This is a genomic window from Paenibacillus konkukensis, from assembly GCF_023523925.1.
GTDB lineage: Bacteria > Bacillota > Bacilli > Paenibacillales > NBRC-103111 > Paenibacillus_S > Paenibacillus_S doosanensis.
Window position 1 is genome coordinate 7388833 of the sequence record NZ_CP027059.1, and the last position, 22790, is coordinate 7411622.

The 22790-nt window shown below is 49.7% G+C and carries 27 protein-coding genes, 1 tRNA gene and 1 riboswitch; of the genes, 18 read left to right on the forward strand and 10 right to left on the reverse strand.

The window, feature by feature from the left end; all coding sequences use genetic code 11:
• Positions 1-20: 20 nt before the first annotated feature.
• The gene (locus tag SK3146_RS32135) at positions 21-719 is read right to left on the reverse strand and encodes a pirin family protein (RefSeq protein ID WP_249862618.1); all 699 of its coding nucleotides are present in this window, start codon (positions 717-719) and stop codon (positions 21-23) included.
• Between the two features lie 173 nt (positions 720-892).
• Here SK3146_RS32135 and SK3146_RS32140 point away from each other — a divergent pair, with 173 nt between their 5' ends.
• From SK3146_RS32140 to SK3146_RS32165, 6 genes are all read left to right on the forward strand, one after another.
• The gene (locus tag SK3146_RS32140; RefSeq protein WP_249862619.1) at positions 893-1291 is read left to right on the forward strand and encodes a VOC family protein; all 399 of its coding nucleotides are present in this window, start codon (positions 893-895) and stop codon (positions 1289-1291) included.
• A gap of 12 nt (positions 1292-1303) precedes the next feature.
• Positions 1304-2461, forward strand: a complete 1158-nt coding sequence (locus SK3146_RS32145; RefSeq protein WP_249862620.1) for an acyltransferase — start codon at positions 1304-1306, stop codon at positions 2459-2461.
• Between the two features lie 208 nt (positions 2462-2669).
• The gene (locus SK3146_RS32150; protein ID WP_249862621.1) at positions 2670-3491 is read left to right on the forward strand and encodes an AIM24 family protein; all 822 of its coding nucleotides are present in this window, start codon (positions 2670-2672) and stop codon (positions 3489-3491) included.
• Between the two features lie 95 nt (positions 3492-3586).
• Positions 3587-3805, forward strand: coding sequence for a hypothetical protein (locus SK3146_RS32155; protein ID WP_249862622.1), 219 nt, complete (start codon positions 3587-3589; stop codon positions 3803-3805).
• 95 nt (positions 3806-3900) lie between these two features.
• Positions 3901-4107, forward strand: coding sequence for a hypothetical protein (locus SK3146_RS32160; RefSeq protein ID WP_249862623.1), 207 nt, complete (start codon positions 3901-3903; stop codon positions 4105-4107).
• 298 nt (positions 4108-4405) lie between these two features.
• Positions 4406-6457, forward strand: a complete 2052-nt coding sequence (locus SK3146_RS32165; RefSeq protein ID WP_249862624.1) for a Na+/H+ antiporter — start codon at positions 4406-4408, stop codon at positions 6455-6457.
• Between the two features lie 26 nt (positions 6458-6483).
• Here the strand turns inward: SK3146_RS32165 and SK3146_RS32170 are convergent, their stop codons facing one another.
• Positions 6484-6630, reverse strand: a complete 147-nt coding sequence (locus tag SK3146_RS32170) for a hypothetical protein (RefSeq protein ID WP_249862625.1) — start codon at positions 6628-6630, stop codon at positions 6484-6486.
• A 209-nt stretch (positions 6631-6839) separates the two neighbouring features.
• On the opposite strand from SK3146_RS32170, the gene SK3146_RS32175 reads away from it, so the two are divergent.
• The 3 genes from SK3146_RS32175 (at position 6840) to SK3146_RS32185 (ending at position 7875) form a co-directional block, all read left to right on the forward strand.
• On the forward strand, positions 6840-7136 hold the full coding sequence (locus SK3146_RS32175) for a hypothetical protein (RefSeq protein ID WP_249862626.1): 297 nt from the start codon (positions 6840-6842) through the stop codon (positions 7134-7136).
• 157 nt (positions 7137-7293) lie between these two features.
• The gene (locus SK3146_RS32180) at positions 7294-7512 is read left to right on the forward strand and encodes a helix-turn-helix domain-containing protein (protein ID WP_249862627.1); all 219 of its coding nucleotides are present in this window, start codon (positions 7294-7296) and stop codon (positions 7510-7512) included.
• Positions 7513-7701: 189 nt separating this feature from the next.
• The gene (locus SK3146_RS32185) at positions 7702-7875 is read left to right on the forward strand and encodes a hypothetical protein (RefSeq protein WP_249862628.1); all 174 of its coding nucleotides are present in this window, start codon (positions 7702-7704) and stop codon (positions 7873-7875) included.
• 28 nt (positions 7876-7903) lie between these two features.
• Here the strand turns inward: SK3146_RS32185 and SK3146_RS32190 are convergent, their stop codons facing one another.
• Both SK3146_RS32190 and SK3146_RS32195 read right to left on the reverse strand, forming a co-directional pair.
• A complete protein-coding gene (locus SK3146_RS32190) occupies positions 7904-8071 on the reverse strand; it encodes a hypothetical protein (protein WP_249862629.1) in 168 nt (55 codons plus the stop codon).
• Between the two features lie 57 nt (positions 8072-8128).
• Positions 8129-8212: riboswitch (cyclic di-GMP riboswitch) on the reverse strand.
• Between the two features lie 143 nt (positions 8213-8355).
• Complete coding sequence (locus tag SK3146_RS32195; protein ID WP_249862630.1) at positions 8356-8451, reverse strand: sporulation protein YjcZ; 96 nt, start codon at positions 8449-8451, stop codon at positions 8356-8358.
• Positions 8452-8754: 303 nt separating this feature from the next.
• Here SK3146_RS32195 and SK3146_RS32200 point away from each other — a divergent pair, with 303 nt between their 5' ends.
• The gene (locus tag SK3146_RS32200) at positions 8755-9693 is read left to right on the forward strand and encodes an AI-2E family transporter (RefSeq protein WP_249862631.1); all 939 of its coding nucleotides are present in this window, start codon (positions 8755-8757) and stop codon (positions 9691-9693) included.
• Positions 9694-9737: 44 nt separating this feature from the next.
• On the opposite strand, the gene SK3146_RS32205 is transcribed toward SK3146_RS32200, so the two are convergent.
• Positions 9738-9893 carry a hypothetical protein gene (locus tag SK3146_RS32205; protein ID WP_249862632.1) on the reverse strand — a complete coding sequence of 52 codons (156 nt, stop codon included), beginning with the start codon at positions 9891-9893 and terminating at the stop codon, positions 9738-9740.
• A gap of 332 nt (positions 9894-10225) precedes the next feature.
• Here SK3146_RS32205 and SK3146_RS32210 point away from each other — a divergent pair, with 332 nt between their 5' ends.
• A complete protein-coding gene (locus SK3146_RS32210; protein ID WP_249862633.1) occupies positions 10226-10606 on the forward strand; it encodes a hypothetical protein in 381 nt (126 codons plus the stop codon).
• On the opposite strand, the gene SK3146_RS32215 is transcribed toward SK3146_RS32210, so the two are convergent.
• Positions 10571-13261 (reverse strand): glycosyltransferase, encoded by a 2691-nt coding sequence (locus tag SK3146_RS32215; RefSeq protein ID WP_249862634.1) that lies wholly within the window; start codon positions 13259-13261, stop codon positions 10571-10573. The two genes, SK3146_RS32210 and SK3146_RS32215, sit on opposite strands and share 36 nt — an antisense overlap.
• 320 nt (positions 13262-13581) lie before the next feature.
• Positions 13582-13653 (reverse strand) — tRNA-Val (locus SK3146_RS32220).
• A 224-nt stretch (positions 13654-13877) separates the two neighbouring features.
• On the opposite strand from SK3146_RS32220, the gene SK3146_RS32225 reads away from it, so the two are divergent.
• The 3 genes from SK3146_RS32225 to SK3146_RS32235 are packed head-to-tail and all read left to right on the forward strand — an operon-like array spanning position 13878 to position 16177.
• Entirely contained in the window at positions 13878-14828 is a 951-nt protein-coding gene (locus SK3146_RS32225) for a hypothetical protein (RefSeq protein WP_249862635.1), read from the forward strand.
• Between the two features lie 42 nt (positions 14829-14870).
• Positions 14871-15884: a phosphotransferase gene (locus SK3146_RS32230; RefSeq protein ID WP_249862636.1), complete on the forward strand. Its 1014-nt coding sequence runs from the start codon at positions 14871-14873 to the stop codon at positions 15882-15884.
• Entirely contained in the window at positions 15884-16177 is a 294-nt protein-coding gene (locus SK3146_RS32235) for a DUF1811 family protein (RefSeq protein WP_249862637.1), read from the forward strand. Before SK3146_RS32230 ends, SK3146_RS32235 begins: the two co-directional genes overlap by 1 nt.
• On the opposite strand, the gene SK3146_RS32240 is transcribed toward SK3146_RS32235, so the two are convergent.
• A complete protein-coding gene (locus SK3146_RS32240) occupies positions 16174-16869 on the reverse strand; it encodes a Crp/Fnr family transcriptional regulator (protein WP_249862638.1) in 696 nt (231 codons plus the stop codon). The genes SK3146_RS32235 and SK3146_RS32240 overlap by 4 nt on opposite strands.
• Positions 16870-17095: 226 nt before the next feature.
• Between SK3146_RS32240 and mobA the strand changes: the two genes are divergently transcribed.
• On the forward strand, positions 17096-17671 hold the full coding sequence (gene mobA, locus SK3146_RS32245) for a molybdenum cofactor guanylyltransferase (RefSeq protein WP_249862639.1): 576 nt from the start codon (positions 17096-17098) through the stop codon (positions 17669-17671).
• A 38-nt stretch (positions 17672-17709) separates the two neighbouring features.
• Here mobA and SK3146_RS32250 read toward each other — a convergent pair whose 3' ends face one another.
• A complete protein-coding gene (locus tag SK3146_RS32250; protein WP_249862640.1) occupies positions 17710-18417 on the reverse strand; it encodes a Crp/Fnr family transcriptional regulator in 708 nt (235 codons plus the stop codon).
• Between the two features lie 176 nt (positions 18418-18593).
• Here SK3146_RS32250 and SK3146_RS32255 point away from each other — a divergent pair, with 176 nt between their 5' ends.
• Positions 18594-20063, forward strand: coding sequence for a stalk domain-containing protein (locus SK3146_RS32255; protein ID WP_249862641.1), 1470 nt, complete (start codon positions 18594-18596; stop codon positions 20061-20063).
• A 56-nt stretch (positions 20064-20119) separates the two neighbouring features.
• Entirely contained in the window at positions 20120-20608 is a 489-nt protein-coding gene (locus SK3146_RS32260) for a divergent PAP2 family protein (RefSeq protein ID WP_249862642.1), read from the forward strand.
• Positions 20609-20672: 64 nt separating this feature from the next.
• Here the strand turns inward: SK3146_RS32260 and SK3146_RS32265 are convergent, their stop codons facing one another.
• Positions 20673-22301, reverse strand: coding sequence for an ATP-binding protein (locus SK3146_RS32265; protein ID WP_249862643.1), 1629 nt, complete (start codon positions 22299-22301; stop codon positions 20673-20675).
• A 199-nt stretch (positions 22302-22500) separates the two neighbouring features.
• Between SK3146_RS32265 and SK3146_RS32270 the strand changes: the two genes are divergently transcribed.
• Complete coding sequence (locus SK3146_RS32270; protein ID WP_249862644.1) at positions 22501-22728, forward strand: DUF3892 domain-containing protein; 228 nt, start codon at positions 22501-22503, stop codon at positions 22726-22728.
• Positions 22729-22790: the final 62 nt, after the last annotated feature.

Consider the following 22790-nt stretch of genomic DNA (forward strand, 5'->3'; position numbering starts at 1 on the left):
TTACAAAATGGTAATAAAGCTTAAGGCAAATCCATTATCAGCAGCGTAGCCCCTTGCTCAGCGGATAGCGAGAGCTTCGACAGTCCGTGAATTCTCGCGGCATCCCGCCGCTGCAAAATATCGCCGCCGTTCAGCGCGACGGAGCCTTCAATAACGAATACATAAATTTTACGGCCTTCCTCTTGCCGGAAGTCAAGCGATTGTCCGGCCTCAAGCTCGGATAAGTACAAGGTAAGGTCCTGATGGATGTGAGCGATATTCGGGCCGGAATGATTGGACACAATCGGAAGCAGGCTGTTTTTCATTAAAGACGGATCGTAGCTGGTCGTTTCATAGGAGGGAGGGAGCTGGCGCTGATCGGGTTTAAACCAGATTTGCAGTAAGGCAACCTCTTCGTCCCCGGGATTGACTTCGGAGTGAATGATGCCCGTTCCTGCCGACATCCGCTGAATAGCTCCAAATCCGGAAACCGCTTTGTGGCCTGTGCTGTCTTCGTGCTGCAGCTGGCCTCTAAGCACGATCGAGACGATCTCCATTTCGCGGTGAGGATGGGCTCCGAAGCCGCGGTGTCCGGCTATGACGTCATCGTTAAACACAACGAGCGGTCCGAATTCGGTATTGTCCGGGTCGTAATAATCGCCGAACGAAAAGCTGAAATTGCTTTGGAGCCAGCCGTGGTCGGCCGAGTACCGGGAGGAAGCGGGATATACTTGAATCATGGCGGATCACTCCTTAATAAAATATAGTAGCTTATCTTTAGTATATAGAACAAGGGAGTTATTTTCAATCATTGTATTTCATTCTATTTTTCGTTAAGATGGACGATGGTATACATTACACTATATTCATAGAATCGGCATAATAAGTTGATGAAATGAGGAGGAAGCGGCGGATGGCTGTGAGGAAAATCGAGCACGTAGGCATTATGGTTTCGAACTTGGAGAATTCCATCGCCTTTTATGAAAAAGTGATCGGGTTGACATTAAAAGGGACACTGACGCATACGAACGGCGTCATGCGGCTCGCTTTTCTCGGCTTCAATGAAAGCGCGGAAACCGAGCTGGAGCTGATCGAAGGCTACAACGACGGCCTGCCGGTCGAGGGCAAGGTGCATCATATCGCATTTACGGTAGATCATGTCGAAGCGGAATTTGCCCGCATTCAAGCGCTGGACGTGAAGCTGATCGATAACGAAATTACGACGCTGCCTAACGGCTCCCGTTATTTCTTCTTCCACGGTCCGGACGGCGAATGGATCGAGATGTTCGAATCGACCCGCAGGAACGGATAAGCGGGATGAGGAGTGAACATTCTGGCTAAACGGGAACGAATAGAAGAGATTCAGTATTTGCGCGGTTTCGCTTTTCTGGCCGTAGTGTTGCAGCATGCGATCGGCCATTACGCTTATTTGCCGGAGGCGGGCGTTCAAGACGGCGCTATGCTGGGCATTTTGCTTATTGCAGCTAAGTTTGCCGTGCCTATGTTTATTTTTATAACGGGATTGGTGCTTTTTTATAACTATACGAGCGAAGTGAGTTTTTGGTCTTTCATCGGAAAGCGCTGTAAAGATATTCTTGTTCCTTATATTTTATGGTCAACGGTCTATGCGCTGTGGTTCCAGACGGGAGGAGAGGGGCTATGGTCAGGGCTTAAGATCGTCGTTGCGGATTGGTTTACGGGCAAAGCTTCGTATCATTTATGGTATGTCGTCATGAGCATACAGCTGTACTTATTGTTTCCGCCGATTCAAAGAGCGGTTCTGCCGCTGTGGAGACGATCCAAGCCTTGGACGCTGCGCGCCGGCTTTGCTCTGCTGTGCCTCGTTTACGTGCTGCTGACGACCAAAGTCGGAGTCATCGGCGAAGCGGCGTCCAAGCTGCACATACCGGTGCTGACTCCTTTATTTACGGAATATGCGGATCGTAATGCGCTGTATTTCTTTATTTACTTTGTTATGGGCGCGGCGGCCGGATTGAATCTGCAAGCGTGGAAACAATGGATGCTCAAGCGGCAGGGCGTCTTCCTAAGCCTCTACGCGATTTTATCGTGCATCTTGTTTTACAAGATCATGGCCAGCTTCCGGACGAAGGACGGGTACGTTATTCAATATAACGATACGCTGCTCGTGCAGCCGTTTATGGCGGTATTTCTGCTGCTGTCCGTTGTCACCATGTGTATTGCGGCCGTATGGCTGCACCAGTACGGGAACGGGCGGCTGAAGAAGCTGTTCAACCTCCTCGGCCAATATTCCTACGGGGCTTACCTGGCGCATGCGCTGATGCTGACGGCAGGAACCTTTGCGGCGGATGCTTTGCTCCCGGGCTGGAACGTATCGCTGCGCACGGTGATTGCTTTTATATTTTGCGCACTGCTGTCTGTACTGACTGCCGCGGCATTAGGCAAGTTTCGCCTGGGCCGGTTTATGACGGGAGCGCCTGCACCGCGTAAGCGCGACGTCTGATCGGGAGAGATGAACGCGGAGCGGTAACAAGTGCCGGGTCCTTGAGGGATCGCGGCTTTTTTTATCAGAGTTTATAAATTTCGGGGTTCCCCGCAAAGTACCTGAATCAGCTTCGAAGCCAAGGCCCCATTTTGTGGGGTTATTTTATACTATTTGTGCCCTCCAGATTATGGTACGATGAGAGGGCGATTCATAGAGAGGGGATGAAATGATGAGTCAGACTCAAGTGTTGTTGACCAAGCAAAGCGAACGTACCCGGATAGAGGTGCTGTGCTATGAGCAATTGGCGGGGAGCGACGATATCGGCAGCTCGGAAATGCTTTATTTTCTGCAGCAGAGCGGGAGCCGGCTGAAGCAGGTGAAAATAACGCTTCAAAACAGCAGCGTGCTGCTGGAATCCGGGGCGCTGCATTTTATGAAAGGGCGCATCGATGTGCAAAACAATGCGGGCGGCGTAGGCGGCATGCTCAAAAAATTCATCTCCAGCGGTTTAACGGGAGAATCGATGTTCAAGCCGGTATACAGCGGCAGCGGAGACATTTATTTGGAGCCCAGCTTCGGCCATTATTTGCTCGTGGAGCTGCATGATGAGGAGCTAGTCGCGGACAAAGGGATGTTCTACGCATGCGAAGCGTCCGTTAGCGTAGGCGTGGAGCGAATGAAAAACTTATCCTCTGCGATTGCAGGCGGCGAAGGCCTGTTTCAGACCAAGCTGTCGGGCAGCGGGTTATGCGTGCTATCGAGTCCTGTTCCGGACCATGAGATTGTGAAAATAAAGCTGAACAACGAGAAGCTTCAGGTCGACGGCAATTTTGCTTTGCTGCGTAAAGGAAATATTCAATATAGCGTGGAGAAATCGAGCAAATCGATCTTCGGTTCCTTAACGAGCGGCGAAGGGCTCTTGCAGACCTTTACCGGAACGGGAGAGGTATGGGTCGCGCCGACGCAATCCGTCTATGAGCAGCTAAAAACGCATCGCTTGGGCGGCCTGACCAAGGCAGGAGGATCGTCCAACACGAAAACGACATAGTTTTTTTCAAAAGGAAGTTATTCCCTCTTGAATAAAGAACATTTGTTCTGTATATAATAATTATAAGAACGAATGTTTGGTCGGGAGGCGACGATATGCTCAAGGAATTGGAACGATATGCAGGGCGGCAAGCGGAAATGATCTATATGGATAAAAGCGGCAAAATCACCCGGCGTAAAATTTTCATCCGTACGATCGGCGAAGCGAAGATTACGGCTTACTGCTATGAAAGACGGGCTCCCCGAGTATTCGACGCGAATCGGATTTTGGCCGTATTCCCTGTTTCCCAAGCAGGTGTCCAAGCCGGCAAATAATCTGCGAAAAGCGAGGCTTAGCGGCCTCTTGAGCAGGTACAATCGGGTCTTTGGCTACATAGTATACATCACCCTATTTCGTTGAGGTGAGAGCTATGAGTGGCAAAAAGGCTAAGAAGAAAACAACCCCGACTTCCAATGTGGACAAAAACCGGTTTAACATGAAAATGGTCACCTCTGATGTGTGCAGCCGCTGCAGAAAATGCGAGCGGGGCTTGCAATATTTGGAAAAAATGTCCCAACCCGGCGCTGTAGGCAAAGGGGTTCCGTGCATTTTGACGAGAGGCAAGGCGTATGTCTAGTCAGTCGTAAGTCGAGGAAGGTTCGCAAAGGGGCGGACCTTTTTTGTCGTTTAGGAAATGATGCGCAGCCATATCCTGTGGATATCCGTGGGCTCCCCCGAAAGTAATGTCTACCCATAGAACGATTCCAGCGGAATGGTTAGACGCCGATCCAGCTGAAGCCGGATGCGGACGGAATAAGCTTCAGAGCATTACGTCACTTTGGGGGGGGACTTGTTCCTGCTTAGGCTTCAAGTCGTTGACATGATTTAACAAGAGCAGGAGAGAGCATAATGATGAAAGGAAGGATGGATGTGCAGTGGAGCTGTTTTTAGGCATATTGGTGCTGTTGGCGCTGCTTGGCTTATCCAATGTCGTCAACCGGATCGTTCCGTTTGTGCCGGTGCCTCTGATTCAAATTGCGCTTGGGGTTTGTGTGGCCTTGCTTCCCGCGGGGGTGCATATTCCGCTAAATCCCGAATTGTTCTTCGTATTGTTCGTAGCGCCGCTTCTGTTTAACGACGGCAAGAGGACGCCGCTGAAGGAACTGTGGAAGCTGCGCGCTCCGATTTTGCTGCTCGCCGTGGGGCTTGTTTTCGTTACCGTCGCGGCGGCAGGCTATGTCATTCATTGGATGATTCCGGCGATTCCTCTGCCTGCCGCGTTCGCGCTGGCTGCAATTTTGTCGCCGACGGATGCGGTTTCCGTCAGCGCATTATCCGCGCGGATTCATCTGCCCAAACGGATATTGCGCCTGCTGGAAGGGGAGGCTCTGATGAACGACGCATCGGGTCTCGTCGCCTTTAAATTCGCTATTGCCGCTGCGGTGACGGGCGTGTTTTCGCTGCCGCAGGCGGCGCTGAGCTTCATGGTCATTGCTCTTGGAGGCCTGCTGCTCGGCGTGCTGCTGTCCTTGTTGATCGTAGGGCTGCAGCTGCTGCTCCGCCGATTCGGAATGGAAGATATTACGGTACATATGATCATCCAGATTCTGACGCCTTTTTTGCTGTACTTGATTGCGGAAGAATGCGGGGTTTCCGGCATTTTGGCCGCGGTAGCGGGAGGGATCGTACATGCGGTCAAGCAGGAATTGAACCAATCGGTGATGATCGAGCTGCAGATGGTTTCGACCCATACTTGGTCGGTCGTATTGTTCGTATTAAACGGGTTGGTTTTCGTCATACTCGGGCTGCAGATTCCCGCCGTAAGCAGCGTTATATTCCGGGATGCCGCCTACAGCAACTATGAGGCGCTAGGGTACATCGCGGTCATTTCGGTGCTGTTGATCGCGCTGCGCTTTGCGTGGATTCTCGCCTTTACGCGAGGGGCGGGTCTATTCTCCTCCGGCAAGGACACGCGCATCCTGAAGGACGTTCCCGGGATGAAATCGATTGTGCTGACCTCGCTGTCCGGAGTCCGCGGTACGGTCACATTGGCCGGCGCGTTTTCCATCCCGCTCGCGCTTAAGGACGGTAGTCCGTTTCCGGAGCGCAATTTGATCATCTTCCTGGCAGCCGGCGTCATTTTATTTTCATTGCTTGTGGCCAGCATTGTTCTTCCGCTGCTTACCAAGAGAAAGGAAGCGGACGTCAATATGCAAGAGGAAGAAAACGATACGCAAATCCGGACTATGACGGCTGCGCTGCACGCGATCAATCAGGAGAGGACGGAGCATAATGCGAAGGCGGCGGCCGCGGCGGCGGGGGATTATAAAAAGTGGATTCATCAAGTCCGTTCGGAAAAAATAAACCGGAAGCTCGGCCCGGGTGCGCGGGAGGTTGAAACGGAGCTGCGCCTCACCGCCTTGCGAAAAGAACGGGAGACGGTGGAGGAGATGGCCCAAAATCAAGAAATCAGCCCCGACATGGCGACGCTGATCGGCCAGCGGTTCGGGCAAACGGAACTGATCCTTGCCAACAGGCTTCATCTGTGGAGGATTATGCTGATGCTGCTGGTACAACGCATTCAAATGCTGATTCAATCGAAAGCGGACCCGGCGAAAGCGCCGATGAAGCTGGATGCAAAGGAGATCGACTCGTTAAGGGAAATGAAAATTCGTACATCGGAGGCGGCCGTAGACGAAATCAAACGGCGGATTCAAGACGATAACCGGGAAGTGGCTCTGGAAGTGATCTCCCACTACAACCATGTCATAGCCCGAATACGGCTGCAGAAGTCCGGAGGCTATCCGCATGACGAACGGTTCGGCGAACAAAAAAAGGAGCTTCATACGGTCGCCGTCCAGGCGGAGCGCGATGAAGTTCAAAAGCTGTACGAGCAGGGAACGATCTCGCGGCGAACCGCCAACAAAATAAGGCAGTATATCAGCTACCGTGAAGCGCTTATGTTCGAACAGGACGAGCTTGAATAAGGATGCTGCGCGAAATTCCGAAGTGTTCATAAATCCGGACTTTTTATTTTTTTGTAATCGTGAAGGAAGACGATCTTATCGTTTTTCTTGCGGCGGGAAAAGAGGAAATTGCCGATGTAAAAAAGCAAGGATAGCAAGCTTATGAAGCCGAGCACGGCCAAATCCTGATTCATTCTGACCACCTGCCGTTATCGTAATAGAATTAGTTCTCATCATAGCATAGCCTTGTTTATAAGTGAAATGCATAATGGAAATAAAATCATATGCATTTTTAGCATAAGATGAACTCTATGAAACTGTTGTTAATGATTGACTGCGAACAAATGTTTGGTATAATAGAAACAAGAACAAACGTTCCTAAATTGAGAGAGGGGTGCAAGCTATGAATTCGACGAAAGTTAGGTTTATTGAACGTGACTATTACAGAATGATGATGGTTAATAACAGCGATCATTTGACGGATAGCCAGATTGATAAAATACTGGATGCGGCTGATACGACCTGGTCGGATCTGACCTTCAAATTTTACGATAACGGTTCGCTAGTTATTATCGACAATCATACGGAGCTTAGCATCCCTCTCCATTCGCTGAAGGGGGCGGCTTACGATTTTTATGTAAAGCAACGAATCCGGATGATCAGATCCAATCTCGAGTCGAAGAATTTGCAGAGCGCCTAATCTATTTCCTTTCACGCGTGATGAACGATAAACGATGCGCGGCTTTTGTTGCAGGGAGCGTTATGAAGGCAGGAGCATGGGTGGCAGGCACTTCCGTTTTTGATGATCAGCGGCCGGATGTGCCCGGAAATATTGGGGAACAGGAGAACATTCATCTATGGAATTTCACGTTAAATTAAAGCAACTGCGCCAGCAACAAGATATTTCACTGCGGAAGCTAGGCGAGAAAGCCGGCGTCAGCTACTCGATTATGAATTCAATAGAAAACGGCAGATTTCATCCCACAAGGGAAGCGGTAATTTCTATTGCGAATGCTTTGAAGTATGAAGCGGTTGAAGAACTGCTATTCCTCGCAGGATATGGGCCGGAAATCTAAAATAAAATTTAGGTCAAATTACCTACATCATTCGACAAAATATACCAATGTATAGTATAATAGTATTACAAGGATAGAGAGGGAGTGTTACTATGTTACTGGTTTGGAATAGTATTGGCTTCATTCTATTATGTACGATTCTTTATTTGTCCATAAAGACACTCCTGCAAAAGGTGGAGTAGAGGCAGGATGCACACTGAGTTATACAAACAGCTTAAGAAGCCTGACGATCAGGAATCCAGAAGACTGCAAGAGCTTATGGTTGAAATCAAAAAAATTATGAGCGAAAAGCAAAATACAGGCATGTTCAAACGGCTCTTCAAATATAAGCAAAGACCTAAAACGAAGCCGAGGGCTTGGTAATCCGGCGATTTTTCCGAATAACCGGCGTTTACAGTGACTCAGTAGTTACGTTTATAGAAGCTTCCTGTTCTTGGGTATCGGCTGTCATATTTGTAAGCGGATGCTGAATAAGGCAAGTCGCTTTCCACAATTCAAAGGTTTCTTTTGGGATACCCAATTGAAGAATAATTTGTTCGCATTCTAAGTGATTCTTCATTTTCGACCTCCTGATTTGGTTAGATTGTCCTTATAAAAATAAAGACCACCTTTCAATAGAAGGGTGGTCGGGTTGCACTACTAGCTCCATCGAATCCAAGTGCCCACATACGGATTCGATATCATCGCTTACCATATTCCAATAATAACAAGTACTGTGATATGTTTCTGTTTGTTTTCACACACAATTAACAAAAAAAGACCACTCTTTTTCAAGAGAATGGTCTGTTTGGCGTTGAAACCTATGTACAGCCCCCGCATCGAGCGGGGGCCAAGTTATCTGAATCAGATAATCAAGGCAAAACCGACAATGATTAACAGGATAAAAAGAACCAGTATTGAAGCGGAAGAGCCGAACCCAAAACCGTCTACACCACCCATTTGATATGCCTCCTTCCATGGTCACATGACTATTGTATGTGGATAAACGCCAATGTGTATGGACTATGACCTATACGGCAGCTTAATCGGACGCCGCGCAAATGTAATGTACGGAATGAAACCTGCGCATCTTGTTTTTCGTATAAAGAATAGCGAAACCGGGGCGTAGGATTGTCATGAAAATTTGCCGGATGAGGGAGTTTTCTTCGGATGGAATTTTTGAAAAGTTTGTTTGCGCATGTTACTGTAAGAAGATTCTCTATTTTGTTTTTAATCGGGTTGGCCTTGTTTTTCCTCAAAGGAATGCTAAATTTAGTTCTCCTCACTTTCCTGCTCACCTACATTATTAACAGCCTCCAAACGTATATAACGAGCAGGTTAAACCGTTTTTTTCGATTAAATTACAGAGTTGTCGTAATTATTATTTATGTGTTTCTGATCGTGCTGATGAGCGCGGGAATATCTAATCTGTGGCCTAAGATTATCGGGCAGGCCAAGGAAGTATCGGAAAAAATCATTACGCTGTACTACTATCCTGACGACAATATCATATCCCAGTACGTTTCCTATGCGATCGACAGTTTGGATCTTCAAGCTTATACTAAAAATGGATTCGGTTATTTGCTCAAGCTGAGCGATTGGGGGAAAACGCTCTTTTTGTCCGTTTTGTTCAGTTTATTTTTTCTTTTGGAAAAAACGAGAATTATGCAATTTACGTCCAAATTTAAGACGAGTAAAATATCGTGGTTTTACAACGAGGTTGAATATTTCAGCAAAAAATTTATCGTATCGTTCGGAAAAGTCATTGAAGCTCAGTTTCTTATCGCTATCCTTAATACGGCATTGACGACGATCGGGTTATGGCTTTTAGGGTTTCCTTACTTATTTGCGCTTGCCATCATGGTCTTTGTGCTCAGTCTCATCCCTGTGGCGGGGGTTATCATTTCATTGATTCCCTTATGCTTGATTGCGCTGCAGATCGGCGGCTTGCTGATGATAGCGTATGTAATTATTATGATCATCCTGATTCATCTGGTAGAAAGCTACTTTTTGAATCCGAGGCTGATGTCGTCCAAGACAAAACTGCCGATGTTTTATTCGTTTCTTGTTCTTATTTTCTCAGAGCATTATTTGGGGATTTGGGGACTGATCATCGGGATTCCGATCTTCGTATTCATGCTGGATATATTGGGCGTTACGACCGAACCCGAAACGGATCAGACCGGTGCTTCGCCCAAATAAAAAGAGTCGGGAGGAGAGCGCCGCTCCCGCTCCCGGAACGGTTATTATCTGCCAGGAGCGACATCGGTGCGTACAACGCCGACGTCAGAAGCATTGATGGCAAACGCGTTGCCTCCTTGACCTGTTCTGGCGCTGGAGTGTTGTTTGACGACGACTGTGTTTTTACCTTCTTTTTTGGTTTTATGATGTCTTTTGTGCAAGGAACACACCTCCCGTTATTCATTTGTTTTTTGCCTGCTTATAGATCTTCACATTGACAGCGTTGCTTGCCAGGACATTCCCCGATTCGGCTTTAGCAACGGCGGATTGAAAAATTTGGATGACGAGGTATCGGTTTTTGCCGATTCGTTGCCTGAACGTTTTTATTTTGGTATGAAGCACAATGTCGTACCTCCCTTGGAATGTGAATTCCTATATCATATTATGCGAACCGTCGGACGAGACGGCGAATCATCTTGGCAAAACGCTTGTTTTACCCCATCACAATGTTTAATAACTACCGCTGAACGCGACTTTATGGAGGCGATCGATTATGAATACAGCTACGCTTGTTATCATCATCGTCGGTTTTTCGCTTTTGACGACGGCGATTACGTTGTTCACCGTTTTCTTAACGCTAAGGAATGCGCGCGGCGAAAGACAAAAGAAAAAGGATATCCTTGCAAACGGCATCTCCGCTTCGGCGATCATCCGGTCGATAGAACAAACGTCGTCGCAGCTGGATGACCAGCCAATCGTTCTGTTAAGCTTGACAGTGACTAGAGAAAATGGGGATACGTTCGATACGGTTATCAAAACGGCGATTCCTATCATTAGCATCCCGCAGTTTCAGCCTGGCCGGACGATTGAAGTAAAGTACATTACAGAGGAGGGGCGTTTACTGGTGGAGGCCGTAGGGGCTTATATCCCTTAAAGCGAGCTTAAGGGAAGCGCGATTTGCCATGGAAAGCTCCCGCAGTTTACTAGCCGTCCGATCGTAACGAACCCGGTGATTCGACACAAGGTTATCGATCCAGTGTAGATCATAGCTCTCTAGCAAATGAATCAGCAGCCTGAGCTGTGCCAAGTACTGATTATCGGTTTCCAAATCCGCTTTCCGTCCTTGGAGCCGCTTGAGCACGGAAGTGCGAAAGAAGCAGGGCCAAATGCACGGGTCGGCCAACAACAGCTCCCATGGATCGGAAAAACGGTCGCCCTTGATGATTTCTTTATGGTCGGCTTTGTCAATCCATATACGAACATTGCCGCAAAAACCGGCAACATGGTCGGGAAGCATGAGAGCCTTCCCCAGCATGTACTGCACTGCATCGGCTTCCAGCCATTCTTCGGCGTCATGCAGCAAAAAATACGGCGTTTTCGTTTTGGCAATCATCGTGTCAAGGCATTTGCCGTATCCTTGTCTTTCTTCGTTGCTGATCAGCCGGACCCGGCTATCTCTTAGATAGGGCCTAATTATGGCTTCGGTATGATCTGTTGAAGCGTCGTTAACAATGAACAGCTTCCAATTGGGAATGGTTTGCGTAATCACATTGTCGATCGCCTGTTTGATGGTGTGGGCTTGATTGTGCGCTACTATCGCTATCGTTACAATGCTCCTTTGCGCCGGACTTCTTTGGACTTGAGCGAAGGCTGAAGAGGAAGGCGGGCGTTCGAATGCCTCTCTTATACATGCTCTAAATTGATCCAGCCGGTGTTTGCGCATAACCTTTTGTTTCCCCGCTATGCCTAATTTCGTTTTTCTTAGTGGATCGGCCAGCAAATGTTGGATGGCTAGCGCAAATTGCTCCTCCTCAACCGAGGATCGGGGAATTAGGATGCCATCTTTTCCGTTCTGAATAAGCTCTTGCCATCCGGGAACGTCAAAGGCTATAACCGGCACTCCGGTCGCCATCGCTTCTAACCCGGTAATGGGTATTCCTTCGCTCGGGGAAGTCGAGATCAGAACATCCGATATTTTCAACATGTCAGGAATATCGTTGCGATACCCTAGGAATTTGACATTATGATCCAGGTTTTGCCGCCGGATCTCGTCGGCAAGTTCTTTTTTGCGTACACCGTCTCCGACGATCATACAGCAAACGCGGCGTTCAGGATCATAGCGCATCAAGTGTTTGACGATGGAAATCAATTTGAGCGGTTCTTTGTCATAGTCCAGACGGCTAATGAAGCTCACAATTTGCATATTTTCCTCCAGCTGCAGCTGGCGCTTAATTTTCGCGATTTTTTCCGCGTTTCCCGGGGCAAACAAAGCCGTATCGACGCCGCTGACAAAAACTTGTATTTTTTTCGGATTGACGCTGAAGATGGTTTCCATCGTCGCTTTTAATGATTGCTTGCTGACCAGATACTGATCAATGCAGGAGTCCGTTTCTACCGATTTTCGAACAAAATCCCAGGGAAGCTCGGGTACGTAACTGTGAAGTATTGCAAGGGCTTTAATATGCGGGAACAGCTCCTTTACGGTTGGGAGCATGTTGTATCCGACTAAGCTGTTGTTGATAAGGATAACCTCAATGTCCCGCGTCTGGATAATATGAAGCAGCAAGGCATCGATATGTTCAGGCTTGCTGAAGTAATTGGGCAAATAAAAAATATCGCGAATCAGCTCCAGCGAATATTCGAACCTGGGGGCCGGTGAGTCCAAGGTTGTAACGACCGTCACTTCAAATTGTTGGTCGGGCAGAGCTTGAACGAGTTCGCCGGTTATTTTCTCAGCCCCTCCAAATTCCAGCCAGCTGGTGACGATCAACACTTTTCTTTTAGCAGCGTCGCGCGGTTTTAAGGTATATGCGTCTGGGCCGTGAGGCCAGGCAAGCTCCAAAGGTAAATCCGGATCTCCGTCGGCATACTTGCATTTGAGCAGCTCCAGCTGCTTTTCTTCAAAAAGATGCGCATGATTGTTGCGGATAGCTTGTACGGTTTGATGATGCCGTTTGTTCGTTTGGCTGAGCAGCGACTCCCCGTGCTTGCGATAGTAAAACAGCGGTTCCTTTATTTGATGCGGCTTCCAACCGTGATCGAACAGCTTGATCCAGAAATCCCAATCCTCATACCCCTGAACCTCCTTGCTCTCGCTATATCCTCCGACCTGCTCCCATGCCATTTTCCGAAATAAAGAGTTTCCCACGACCATATTATTGAACAGCAGCTCGTAAAAATTGCAAGGAGGCAGCTCCGACACCTCTCTATATTCGCCAAAGGTTTGGAGCCAAGTCGTTACAAAGCCGACTTCCGGTCTAGTTTCTAGCACCCATATCCCTTTTTCGAGTAAAGTCGGATGAATCCGGTCGTCCGAATCAAGCGGGAATATATATTTACCGCGGGCTTCCCGTATGGCGCGATTTCTCGCCGCAGCGGGCCCTTGGTTGGCTTGGTGGATCACTCTCGTTCGCGGCTTGCGCAAGTTGCTCAATATATTTGTCGTACCGGCATCTGTAGAACCGTCGTTGACGACAATGATTTCAAAATCTTGAAAGCTGGAAGCCAGACAGGAATCAATCGCTTCTTCAATAAACTCACCGTAATTGTAACAAGGAATAACTATCGAAACCCACGGCTCTTTATACAAAGGGCTACAACTCCTTTTCATAAAAATAGCAGACCTCATGGGGGCGATCGCGAAGAGGGCTGCGGAAATCGTAGATCCGTAAATCGAATCTACCAATGAAAGCTTTCATATTCTATTGAATGTGAATGGGATGGATTTGGTGCAGGCGCTGTGCGCAAGAAATTAAAAATGCGCCGATGAATTTTGTTACGGAGGGGGAGGGAGGGCGGCGTGCGGATCCTGCGTTCGGCACCCAAACGGCACCCAATCACGCTCATTTCAAGTTGGAAAACGGCTCTTTAAACAGCAAAAAACCCTTGATTATCAAGGGTTTTTCTTTATGACCTGTGCTGGGTTCGAACCAGCGACCCCTACCCTGTCAAGATAGTGCTCTCCCGCTGAGCTAACAAGTCATGTTATGAAGTTCGTTCGTCGTTTTTGTTACTTCGTTCAGCGACAAGTAATAATATACCAAGCTCCAAGACATTTGTCAACAAAGTTTTTGAAAAAAGTTTTGTTATCCAAAGAATGAACTCTTTTCTCCGTCTCCAAAAGCTTTTTATGAAGATTCAACCTTCACTACTAGCGGCCATATGCTATAATACTAGCATATCAACCGAGCGAAAGAAGGTACAGGATGAAGGAGTTTCAGCGGTCTTTTCAACCTATTCAATTTCAGGTGCAGCAGGAACAGCAGGCCGGACGGGAAGAAACGGTAGATTGGGGAAGCGCGGAATGGGGGACTCATCGTCACCTGGTGCGCCAGCTAATGGAGCATTCCATGGAGCTGCTGTCTGTGAAAGATAAGGCCGTCGTATTGGGAGCAGGAACTCATGGGGATGTCGATTTGCCGGATTTGGCGAACCGGTTTGTCGAGGTTACGGTCCTCGACACGGAGGCCAACGCGATTGAGGAAGTGCTGGGTCCGGGCAGCAGCGCTCCGATTTCCGGCAAGCTGAATTCGTTAACGAATGTGGATTATACTTGTCTGGATCAAATTCAATTTTACGAGACGTGGGAGGAAATGCTGCTGAACGAGGCGCCTGCGGAGGAAGTGGCGGCGTATATTAAAGACTGCGCATTCCGCGTAAGGCATCGCGATGCGCTGCCGCAATGGAAGCGGAGCTTCTCGCTGGCGGTTTCCTCCTCTGTACATACACAGTTGTTTTATATCCATGCCTTGTCGCAATTTGCGGGGTATGCGGACCAGTACGGTCCGGACGGCGTTCCGCAGATCATCGGAGCGCTCCAGTTTCTGCGAAACAGCCTGGTGACCGGTTATAACCGGATGCTGACGTCTCTATTGAAGCCGGACGGCCGATTGGTAGTGTGGACGGATATGATCCGTCTCGAGGAGCACAACCGGGCGCTGCTGGAGCAATTGTACGGCATGCGCAGCGAAGAAGAGCGAACCCGATTTTTGTTCCGCGCTTTCGGGCAGTATGGCACGGAGGCGGCGGTGCTGGGAATGAAGGATCTTCAGGAGAAACTGAACCCGTTCGGACAGTTGTTCAAATGCTGGGTATGGTCGACCGAGACGGATAAACAGTATATAGCGGCGGGCTTTTCCAGCGGGATACGGGCATAAGCCGCAGCGTTTGCAGTTAGGCATATATAAGGAGTCGGTTGAATGACATCAGAGTTGGATTTACTTATCAATGAACTTTTGGCTCATTATTTCGAAGACGGGCAATGGCGGACAGAGGCCAAGGAGAGCGGGGTCAACAATACGACGCGATTCGTATACCGCGCTTCAGGCACTTATGTACTGCGAATTTACGACAATCATACGGATATGAACAAGATCGTCTACGAAACGGCGGTGCTGCAGCAACTGCAGCGCGTCAAGCTGAGCTATCAGGTGCCGAAGCCCGTAGCTACGATGAAGGGGGCTTCTTACGCCGTGGCCGCTTCCGGCAAAGTGGCCGTTCTCTTCGAATATATCGAAGGAGAACGGGCGGAGCTGGCGAGCCTCATCCATGCGGAAGCGGTCGGGCGCGCAATGGGAGAGCTGACGGAAGCGCTGGCTAAGGTGCAGGTCGATATGGAGGCGGCTTATGAGCCTTACTACGAGCTGTACGAGGTACATCCGCTAGTGACGAGGGATAAGCTGGACAATTGGCTGGAGGAGATGGCCGAAGGCCCCTTGTATGCGGAAATTCGGCTGCTGCGCGATGCGATCGACCGGCTGCTGGACGATATTACCTCGCTATGCCGTTTGCCTGTCCAGCTAACGCATTCCGATATTGTAGCCAGCAATGTGCTGGTAGCGTCGGACCGGGTGACGGGGATTCTCGATTTCGAATTCGTCACCCCGGATTTGCGGGCGATGGACGCAGCCGTATACATGTGCGAGCTGATTCGCTTCTACCCTGAAGAAGGAATGGAGCTGGCGCAGGCGTTTATTGCCGGCTACGGGCAATCCGTTCGCTTGGAGGACGATGAAATCGATACGCTGCCTCAGCTCATTTTGCTGCGCAGCATGGTGCTTGTGATTCATTTCCTGGGACGCTGCTGGGACGGAATTGACGCGGAGCAGGGGATCGATCGTTACATTATCAGCTTTGCGCAGGTTACCGTGTGGCTGGAGCAGCATGAAGAAGAACTGTTGGGACTGCTTCGCAAGCAATGGGAGGTGAGCTGATGAAGAAGCTGTACAGCCAAATGTCTCCGGTCGAGCTTGAAGCGGAAATGACGGAAATTGTGGCGGCCATGGAACATATTGAATTTCCGAGCCAGAAGGAGCTGCTAACGCGCAAGTATTATACGGCCAAAGCCTATTTGCTGGACCCCGCCGATTTCAAGCCGGGCCGCTACAAGGTCGAAGACTTCGAAGAGGAGTTCGAGCTGAAGTATATTAACGGCATTATGGGCTGGGGCCAAATGGGAAAAGACCCGGAAGCCAGCTTTCCTCTTTCGATGCTGACTTGGGTCTAAATACGGCACATATCTTTGGGGCAGTTTTCGCATTGGCAAATGTTGCGAAGGTAGTCGATATTTTCGATCACGATATTATTGTTTTCCATAGAAATGACGTTAAGCTTCTTTAAGTCGCTGAGCATCCGGTTGACGCTTTCGCGGGTTGCGCCGATCATGTCGGCCAGCTCGCTGTTCGTCAGCTTTTTGGTAATGAAAATCTGATTGTCCTGCCGAACCCCGTAGGAGTTGCTTAAACGGATCAAGGTGGAGCATAGAGCCCCCGGCTTGCCGAACATCATCAGATCGCGGAACTTGGTCTGCGTCATCCGATGCATCAGCCCCATCCATTTCATAAACTCGATTGCCAGATCGCCATGCTGCCACAGCAGCGTCTCCAGGTCTCTCTGCTGAATGATTCCGATGCTGCTGTCTTCCATCACTTCCGCGTTGAAGTTGTGCACCGATTGCTGGAACGGGTCGAGCTGCCCGAATAAATCCCCTTGTCCGTACATATACAAAATGAAGCTTTTTCCCTCATCGCTTGTTTTCGTAATTTTGACGCGTCCCTGATTCATAAAGTAAAGCTTATCCGCAGAATCTCCTTCCCAGAACAAGTAAGAACCCGCACTCACTTTATGATCGTACATAATTTCCTTTAATTTGGATAAATTCTCTTCCGAAAAACAATCCGTATTATGAACTCCTTCCATGCTTTTCCAACAACTGCGCATCAGGCGTTCCTCCTTTGTATCGTCCGTACCATGGCCGATTGCTTTGATATAACCATAATGGAAAGCGATGCGAAGCGATGTGATAAAAATCACGCCGGCGGTAAAATATCGCCTAAATCTGTGATTTTTGTAACATGCACGGCACACTTAAACCGTTATAGTAGAAATATAAGGATACGTTGTGCAGAAAGGAAGTGAAAGACCCATGATGAGCGGAGTCATATTAGCCGGAGGAGAGAAGGCGATCGCCCGGGCGCTGCGTCGAATCGATGGGGAAAGGGCAATTGAAGGAATGATTCGCGAAATGCAAACGGTATGCCAAGAGATTATCATTGTGACCGACGCACCTAAGCTATTATTGCCGATTGTGCCGCGTTCCACTAGAATTCTTACGGAGTATTTGCCCGGCTGCGGAACGATCAGCAGCTTGCATGCGGCGTTCGCCTTGAGCCGTAAGAATGCGCTTTGGGTGGTTGACAGCGAAGCGGAGACGGTGCAATTGCCGGCGGCCGCGGCGGTTACCTTGAATGAACGCAGGCGGATGCAAGGCGCCGATGCGGCCGTCGTATTGCGGAATAACGAGCCCTGTCCGCTATTCGGAGTTTATCGTCAAGGATGTCTGGAAGCGATTAACGAGCTCATACGAGCAGGGGAGAGCCGGGTTTCCGAGCTGCTGAATAAGATCGCGTGGGTAGGCATGGATGAAGCGGAATTGACCGCCTCGCAGCAAGTGCACGCCTATGAGCGCTCCATTCGGCATGATGATTGGAGTCACGGCTAACGGAGGCGACGGGCGCGGCATCCGGAAGTGAAAGGAAGCTACATGCGGCAAATATCGGGCGGGCAGTCCGGACACTGAACGATGGAACGCAGGTAAGCCAAATCGCGAATGATCAAATAACCGTCCTCATAAGCGATGGCGCCCCGGTCCTGATAAGCGCTTAGCGTTCGGCTGACGCCTTCCCGCGTCGTTCCGATCATATGAGCCAGCTCGGTTTTTGTGAATTTGACCTGAAGCCGAATGCCGCTCTCGCAGGGCTCCCCGTAAGTATTGCCCATCCGGATCAGAGTCGAGGCGATGGCGCCGCTTTTGCCGAATAACATAAGATCGCGAAACTTGGATTGCGTCGTCCGGTGCATGAGTCCCATCCATTTCATGAATTCAATGGCAAAGTCGCCGCGGCTTGAGATCAGCTCCTCCAGGGCGGTCGCAGGGATAACGCCGATTACGCTGTCCGCGGTCACTTCCGCATTGTAGCTGAACCGGGCGTCTACGGCTCCGAACTCGGTGTAGAAGTCGCCGGCTTGCAGCAAATGAAGAATAAGCTCCTGCCCGTCTTCGGTAATCTTATAAATTTTAAGGCCGCCTTTTTTTATATAGTAGCAGTTAGCTGCCGGATCTCCTTCCCAGAACAGATGCATTCCGGTTTCTTTGGATTCTGTCGTCATTTTTCGCTCCATCAGCGAGAAGTTAGTTTCGGACAAATAAGCCGCAATTTGCGCATGGCGATGAATTTCCCTAGTCATAGAAGATCAAAACCTTTCTTCAAAAATGGCCTTCACTTATTGTATCGGAAATGACGGGCAAATGATATATAAAAACTTTATACACGGGTCAAATAAATTGTGATATGATTATTTCCAAAGAACTTTGTAAGCGTTATCATGTTGCGATGGGGTTGATTGTACTGAAGAAATTTGCTGTGTTAGGGACTTTTATCGCAATCTGGTTGATCGGAGCAAGCATCGTCGGGGCACGAGAGGAGGAGCAGCCGAAGGCGGTGTATATTAGTTCCGAAGGGATTCAGTTTGAAAGCTATAGCCCGATGTGGGATACGGATAGGCTGAGAAGCCTCTATGAGCTGCTGATCCAATGCGAGCACGGTGAAGAGCTGCAGCATTTAAACAAGGTCTTGCTGTATCCGGAGAAGAGCGTGGGAAAAAGCGGCTCGCGGGTAGGTCTTTACGATCGGGAATCCGCCTCCATCAGCTTATACGAAGTGGAAAGCTTGCCCGTCGAACGCACGCTTATTCATGAGTACGGCCATCATTTTACCTATTACTGGCTTTATCGAAAAGATGGCGTCTATCCTAACCAGCTGACGGAGCATTCCGAATGGGCGGAGCTGAGGGAGCTGGACGGTTATCCTGTCCGGTGGGCCGGTTCGAAGCTGCCTTTTATTCATAAATGGGACCCCGATGAAATCATGGCAGAGGATTATGTGCAGCTATTCGGCGTCGGTGCGAAGCCGATTCCCGATGATCCTAAGGATGTCGTCTATTTGCTGCGTCATGAAAACGAATATATCCCTGCGGTGCAGACGCTGCCCGAAGTACGCCGCTACTGGGAGTCGGCGGCGGGGCTGGCCCCCCGGACGCCGCTGAAGCTGCCGCAAATTGAGCGTTGGGAGCCTATGGACGCTTCCGACGGCGAAGGCGAAGGCGGCTTATACCGTCTGGTATTCACATCTGCTGCCGCGGACGATGCTCAAACGGTGCAATACGGCATTCGCGTCGCAGGCTTCAGCGAGCAGGGAGGAATGCCTGTCATCCTCACCGCCGGGCTTGCCGTCCAAGGAAGCGGCTCCGTCGAAACGGTGTTGGATTTACAAGCTTTACAACAGCTGAACCGTTTCTATGCGCATATTCAAATATGGGCTTTGGAGCCCGAAAGCCATCAGCTTATGTATACGCCGTTTTATATGAATTGGTATGCGTACCATCCGGAATCGGGCGCATTGAGCGCGACGGGAATGCCTTTGGAAAAGCAGGGGCTGCCGCGGATGCTGAAGAGCGAAGGAATGGACCGATGGCCCATGGCCGTCGTGATTATGAACGGAAAGCCGGCTGCAGCCGTCAGAAAGTATGACGAGAACGGGATCGTCTACGTGCCGTTAAAAGTATTTTCCGACGATGCACCTCCGGATAGTTCGCTTGACCGGTCGCTTGATGGCGACGGCAAGCCGGTGCATCTCCGGTTTCACCGGCGAACCGTGCAGCTGCAGCTGAATGCCGAAGAGGCCGATGTAGACGGGCAAACCATCAAGCTCCGCCATCCCGCCAAAAAAATGGGCAAAGAGCCTGCCGTGCCGGTCGACGATCTGCCTGAGCTGTTCGGCGTAGCCGTCGGCTGGGACGAAGACGGAAGCGGCATGTACGTCCAAGCCGAGTAGACTTACGATGCATAAGACGGCCCTCGATTTAGGATGCTATAGCTAGGGGGGATAAGATGAACCGAGCGTTAACAACCGCCGTCTTTACGATCGGGCTGGCCCAGCTTGCGAAGGTTCCGCTGGCTTATCAGCAAACCGGGCGTTGGGATTGGTCGAATGCCTTTAGAACGGGAGGGATGCCGAGCTCTCATTCCGCAGGCGTCGCTTCGTTGGCCGCTTATGTCGGCTTGAAACGAGGGATCACCTCCGTTCATTTTGCTACGGCCAGCATGCTGGGCTTGATCGTCATGTTCGACGCAATGGGCATTCGCAGGCAGGCCGGTATTATTGCAACCGAAGTCAACGAGCTTGGCAATACGGTTGCGCAGTTAGCGGAAAGCGCTCCGCCTTATATTCAAGCGAAGCGGCAGAAGCGGCTGGAGGAACGATTGGGCCATCTGCCCGAGGAAGTTTTGGGAGGGGCGCTCATGGGGATGTTTACCGGCGCGTTCAGCTATGTGATGGAACCGCGTCCCCCTAAACGAAGATGGCTGCCATGGCCTTAGGGCAGACGCAAAAACAACCCTGCAGCGCTTTGCGCCAAGCGGCAGGGTTGTTTGCGTCCGGATTTTATACCGTCATCCGGTTGCTTCCCGGCATCATGGCGGAGGAGGATTCCGGCTGGGAAACGGGAACGGTGATCGTAAATTTGGTGCCTTTGCCCGCTTCGCTCTCCACTTCCATAGTCCCTTCATGATCTTGAACGATTTTATGGCAAATCGACAGTCCCAGTCCAGTCCCCGATTCTTTGGTCGTGTAGAAGGGCAGAAAGATTTTATCCAGCTCCGTTTCGGGAATGCCTTCTCCCGTATCGGAAATTTCGATTACCGCCTGCTGATCGGCCTGATATAACCGGATGCGCACCTGACCCTGCTCCGTCATGGCTTCGAATGCATTCTTGATAAGGTTTAGCAGCAGCTGAAGCATCTTATCTTGATCCATTAGCATATGTATCGGGGTCGGGGAAGCGTTAAACTCAATATGATGTCCAAGCCGCGCAGTCTCCGAATCCAGTAGCGAGATGACTCTATGTATACAGTCGTTAATCGAGTGTACTTTGAATTGAGAGGCGTGAGGCTTGGAGAATTGAAGAAACTCCGCGGTCAACATGCTCATGCGGGTAATTTCATCCATGATTAAATCGTACCAGGGACGGATATTATAATTATCCGACTTCGATATTTGCAGAAAGCCTTTGATCGTCGTCAGCGGATTGCGGATTTCATGCGCCATGCCGGAAGCAAGCTCGCCCACGACGCGCAGCTTTTCCGATCGGAGCATATGTTCCTCGCGCTTGAGCCACGATTCTCTCTTCATCGTGTACAGATTGCGCTCCGCATTAAAAAACAAATCGTCCTTGGACGTCCCGTCATCCGGATAAAACGCCATGCCGTAATTGATTTCGATGCCCGTTAGCTTGGGAAATTCCGAAGCAAGCATCTGAGTAATCGTATTCATCGCATGCTGAGAATTATCGTATTCCAGCACGATGGCGAATTCGTCGCCGCCGTAGCGGGAGATGGCCAGAGCTTCGGGAAACATGATCCGCAGCAGCTGCGCGGCCTGTTTCAAAATCCGGTTGACGCCGTGAAACCCGTTGATCGTATTAAGCGATTTCAAGTCTTTGCAATCGATCAGCACGATAACGACCGATTTGCCCGCCTGGACAAGCTGCTCCAGCTGCCGGTGACATTCCTCGTAGTTATACAGTCCGGTCAGCGCGTCGTGCGTGGTCAAACGTTTCTTTTCGTTGTCCAATGCCTGCGTTTGGTGCTCCATTACATGAATAAAGCGGTTGAATAGAAAAGCAAAGACGAGACAGCTGAACGTGCTGAACACCAGAGTGAAGATGCCGTATTCGGAGTAAGGAATGTAAGTGGCGGCCACCAGCGCGCAAGACACCGCGTACAGCAGGCTGATTGCCGTAACTGAGCGCATGTTATGGTTTTTCATCAGCTGCTTGCCCATCTGGGCAAGATAAAGCGGCAAGCATAAATCCATTTCGCTGACATAGTGAAAGGCGATAAGCAGCCCTATTTGCAGCAGCGAAGCGCCGGCAATTTTGTTCTCGATAACATGAACGCCGAAATAAGCAATTGCGATAACTATGAGCAGCAATGGATTTGACGTCGTCTCAAAAATGATGGAAGAGGTACAAATAACGGATGCGTATAGTAGCAGGATCCAATTATAGCTCATGCTTTCATACTCCTTATCACAATGTAGGAATGAAAGGTTATTAATGGAATTCTCTATCTTCCTTACAAATCCTGCTGCTTTAGGCGGAAAAACTGCTTTTCTTGCATAAATTCTTTTTAATGGACGCAAAATAGGAGATAAGCCTTTCCGAAAAAGCGGAGGGGTGCTTGAAACCAACGAATAGAGGAGGAAGAGAAGCATGCAGCGCGAGAGTTTTGTAGCTGTTCAGAAAAACGGCGACGGCGACATTACCGCCTTCAAAACGTCGAGTGGCCGTGTCCTGCAATACGAGCAGGCTCTTCATGAAGTCCGCGGCGGAAATATCGAAGGGGTAAACGTATTTAAAGGAAAAGACGGCGATTTCTATATTCGAGGCGATGCCGACGGCGATCCGACGAACAATTTGGATCAGCTCCCGATGTTTTAAAGCATAAAAACCTGACCTCCACAGTGAGGCCAGGTTTTTTGGTTGCTGCTTCAGCAATGCGG

Bases quoted from the DNA above. Each gene is read 5' to 3' on its own strand.
- SK3146_RS32235 (WP_249862637.1), top strand. From the start codon at position 15,884: ATGAAGAAGCTGTACAGCCAAATGTCTCCGGTCGAGCTTGAAGCGGAA.
- SK3146_RS32200 (WP_249862631.1), top strand. From the start codon at position 8,755: ATGCTAAATTTAGTTCTCCTCACTTTCCTGCTCACCTACATTATTAAC.
- SK3146_RS32210 (WP_249862633.1), top strand. From the start codon at position 10,226: ATGAATACAGCTACGCTTGTTATCATCATCGTCGGTTTTTCGCTTTTG.
- SK3146_RS32175 (WP_249862626.1), top strand. From the start codon at position 6,840: ATGAATTCGACGAAAGTTAGGTTTATTGAACGTGACTATTACAGAATG.
- SK3146_RS32140 (WP_249862619.1), top strand. From the start codon at position 893: ATGGCTGTGAGGAAAATCGAGCACGTAGGCATTATGGTTTCGAACTTG.
- SK3146_RS32230 (WP_249862636.1), top strand. From the start codon at position 14,871: ATGACATCAGAGTTGGATTTACTTATCAATGAACTTTTGGCTCATTAT.
- SK3146_RS32170 (WP_249862625.1), bottom strand. From the start codon at position 6,630: ATGAATCAGGATTTGGCCGTGCTCGGCTTCATAAGCTTGCTATCCTTG.
- SK3146_RS32190 (WP_249862629.1), bottom strand. From the start codon at position 8,071: ATGAAGAATCACTTAGAATGCGAACAAATTATTCTTCAATTGGGTATC.
- SK3146_RS32270 (WP_249862644.1), top strand. From the start codon at position 22,501: ATGCAGCGCGAGAGTTTTGTAGCTGTTCAGAAAAACGGCGACGGCGAC.
- SK3146_RS32240 (WP_249862638.1), bottom strand. From the start codon at position 16,869: ATGGAAGGAGTTCATAATACGGATTGTTTTTCGGAAGAGAATTTATCC.
- SK3146_RS32250 (WP_249862640.1), bottom strand. From the start codon at position 18,417: ATGACTAGGGAAATTCATCGCCATGCGCAAATTGCGGCTTATTTGTCC.
- SK3146_RS32135 (WP_249862618.1), bottom strand. From the start codon at position 719: ATGATTCAAGTATATCCCGCTTCCTCCCGGTACTCGGCCGACCACGGC.
- SK3146_RS32260 (WP_249862642.1), top strand. From the start codon at position 20,120: ATGAACCGAGCGTTAACAACCGCCGTCTTTACGATCGGGCTGGCCCAG.
- SK3146_RS32265 (WP_249862643.1), bottom strand. From the start codon at position 22,301: ATGAGCTATAATTGGATCCTGCTACTATACGCATCCGTTATTTGTACC.
- SK3146_RS32225 (WP_249862635.1), top strand. From the start codon at position 13,878: ATGAAGGAGTTTCAGCGGTCTTTTCAACCTATTCAATTTCAGGTGCAG.
- SK3146_RS32185 (WP_249862628.1), top strand. From the start codon at position 7,702: ATGCACACTGAGTTATACAAACAGCTTAAGAAGCCTGACGATCAGGAA.
- SK3146_RS32150 (WP_249862621.1), top strand. From the start codon at position 2,670: ATGATGAGTCAGACTCAAGTGTTGTTGACCAAGCAAAGCGAACGTACC.
- SK3146_RS32180 (WP_249862627.1), top strand. From the start codon at position 7,294: ATGGAATTTCACGTTAAATTAAAGCAACTGCGCCAGCAACAAGATATT.
- SK3146_RS32160 (WP_249862623.1), top strand. From the start codon at position 3,901: ATGAGTGGCAAAAAGGCTAAGAAGAAAACAACCCCGACTTCCAATGTG.
- SK3146_RS32155 (WP_249862622.1), top strand. From the start codon at position 3,587: ATGCTCAAGGAATTGGAACGATATGCAGGGCGGCAAGCGGAAATGATC.
- SK3146_RS32195 (WP_249862630.1), bottom strand. From the start codon at position 8,451: ATGGGTGGTGTAGACGGTTTTGGGTTCGGCTCTTCCGCTTCAATACTG.
- mobA (WP_249862639.1), top strand. From the start codon at position 17,096: ATGATGAGCGGAGTCATATTAGCCGGAGGAGAGAAGGCGATCGCCCGG.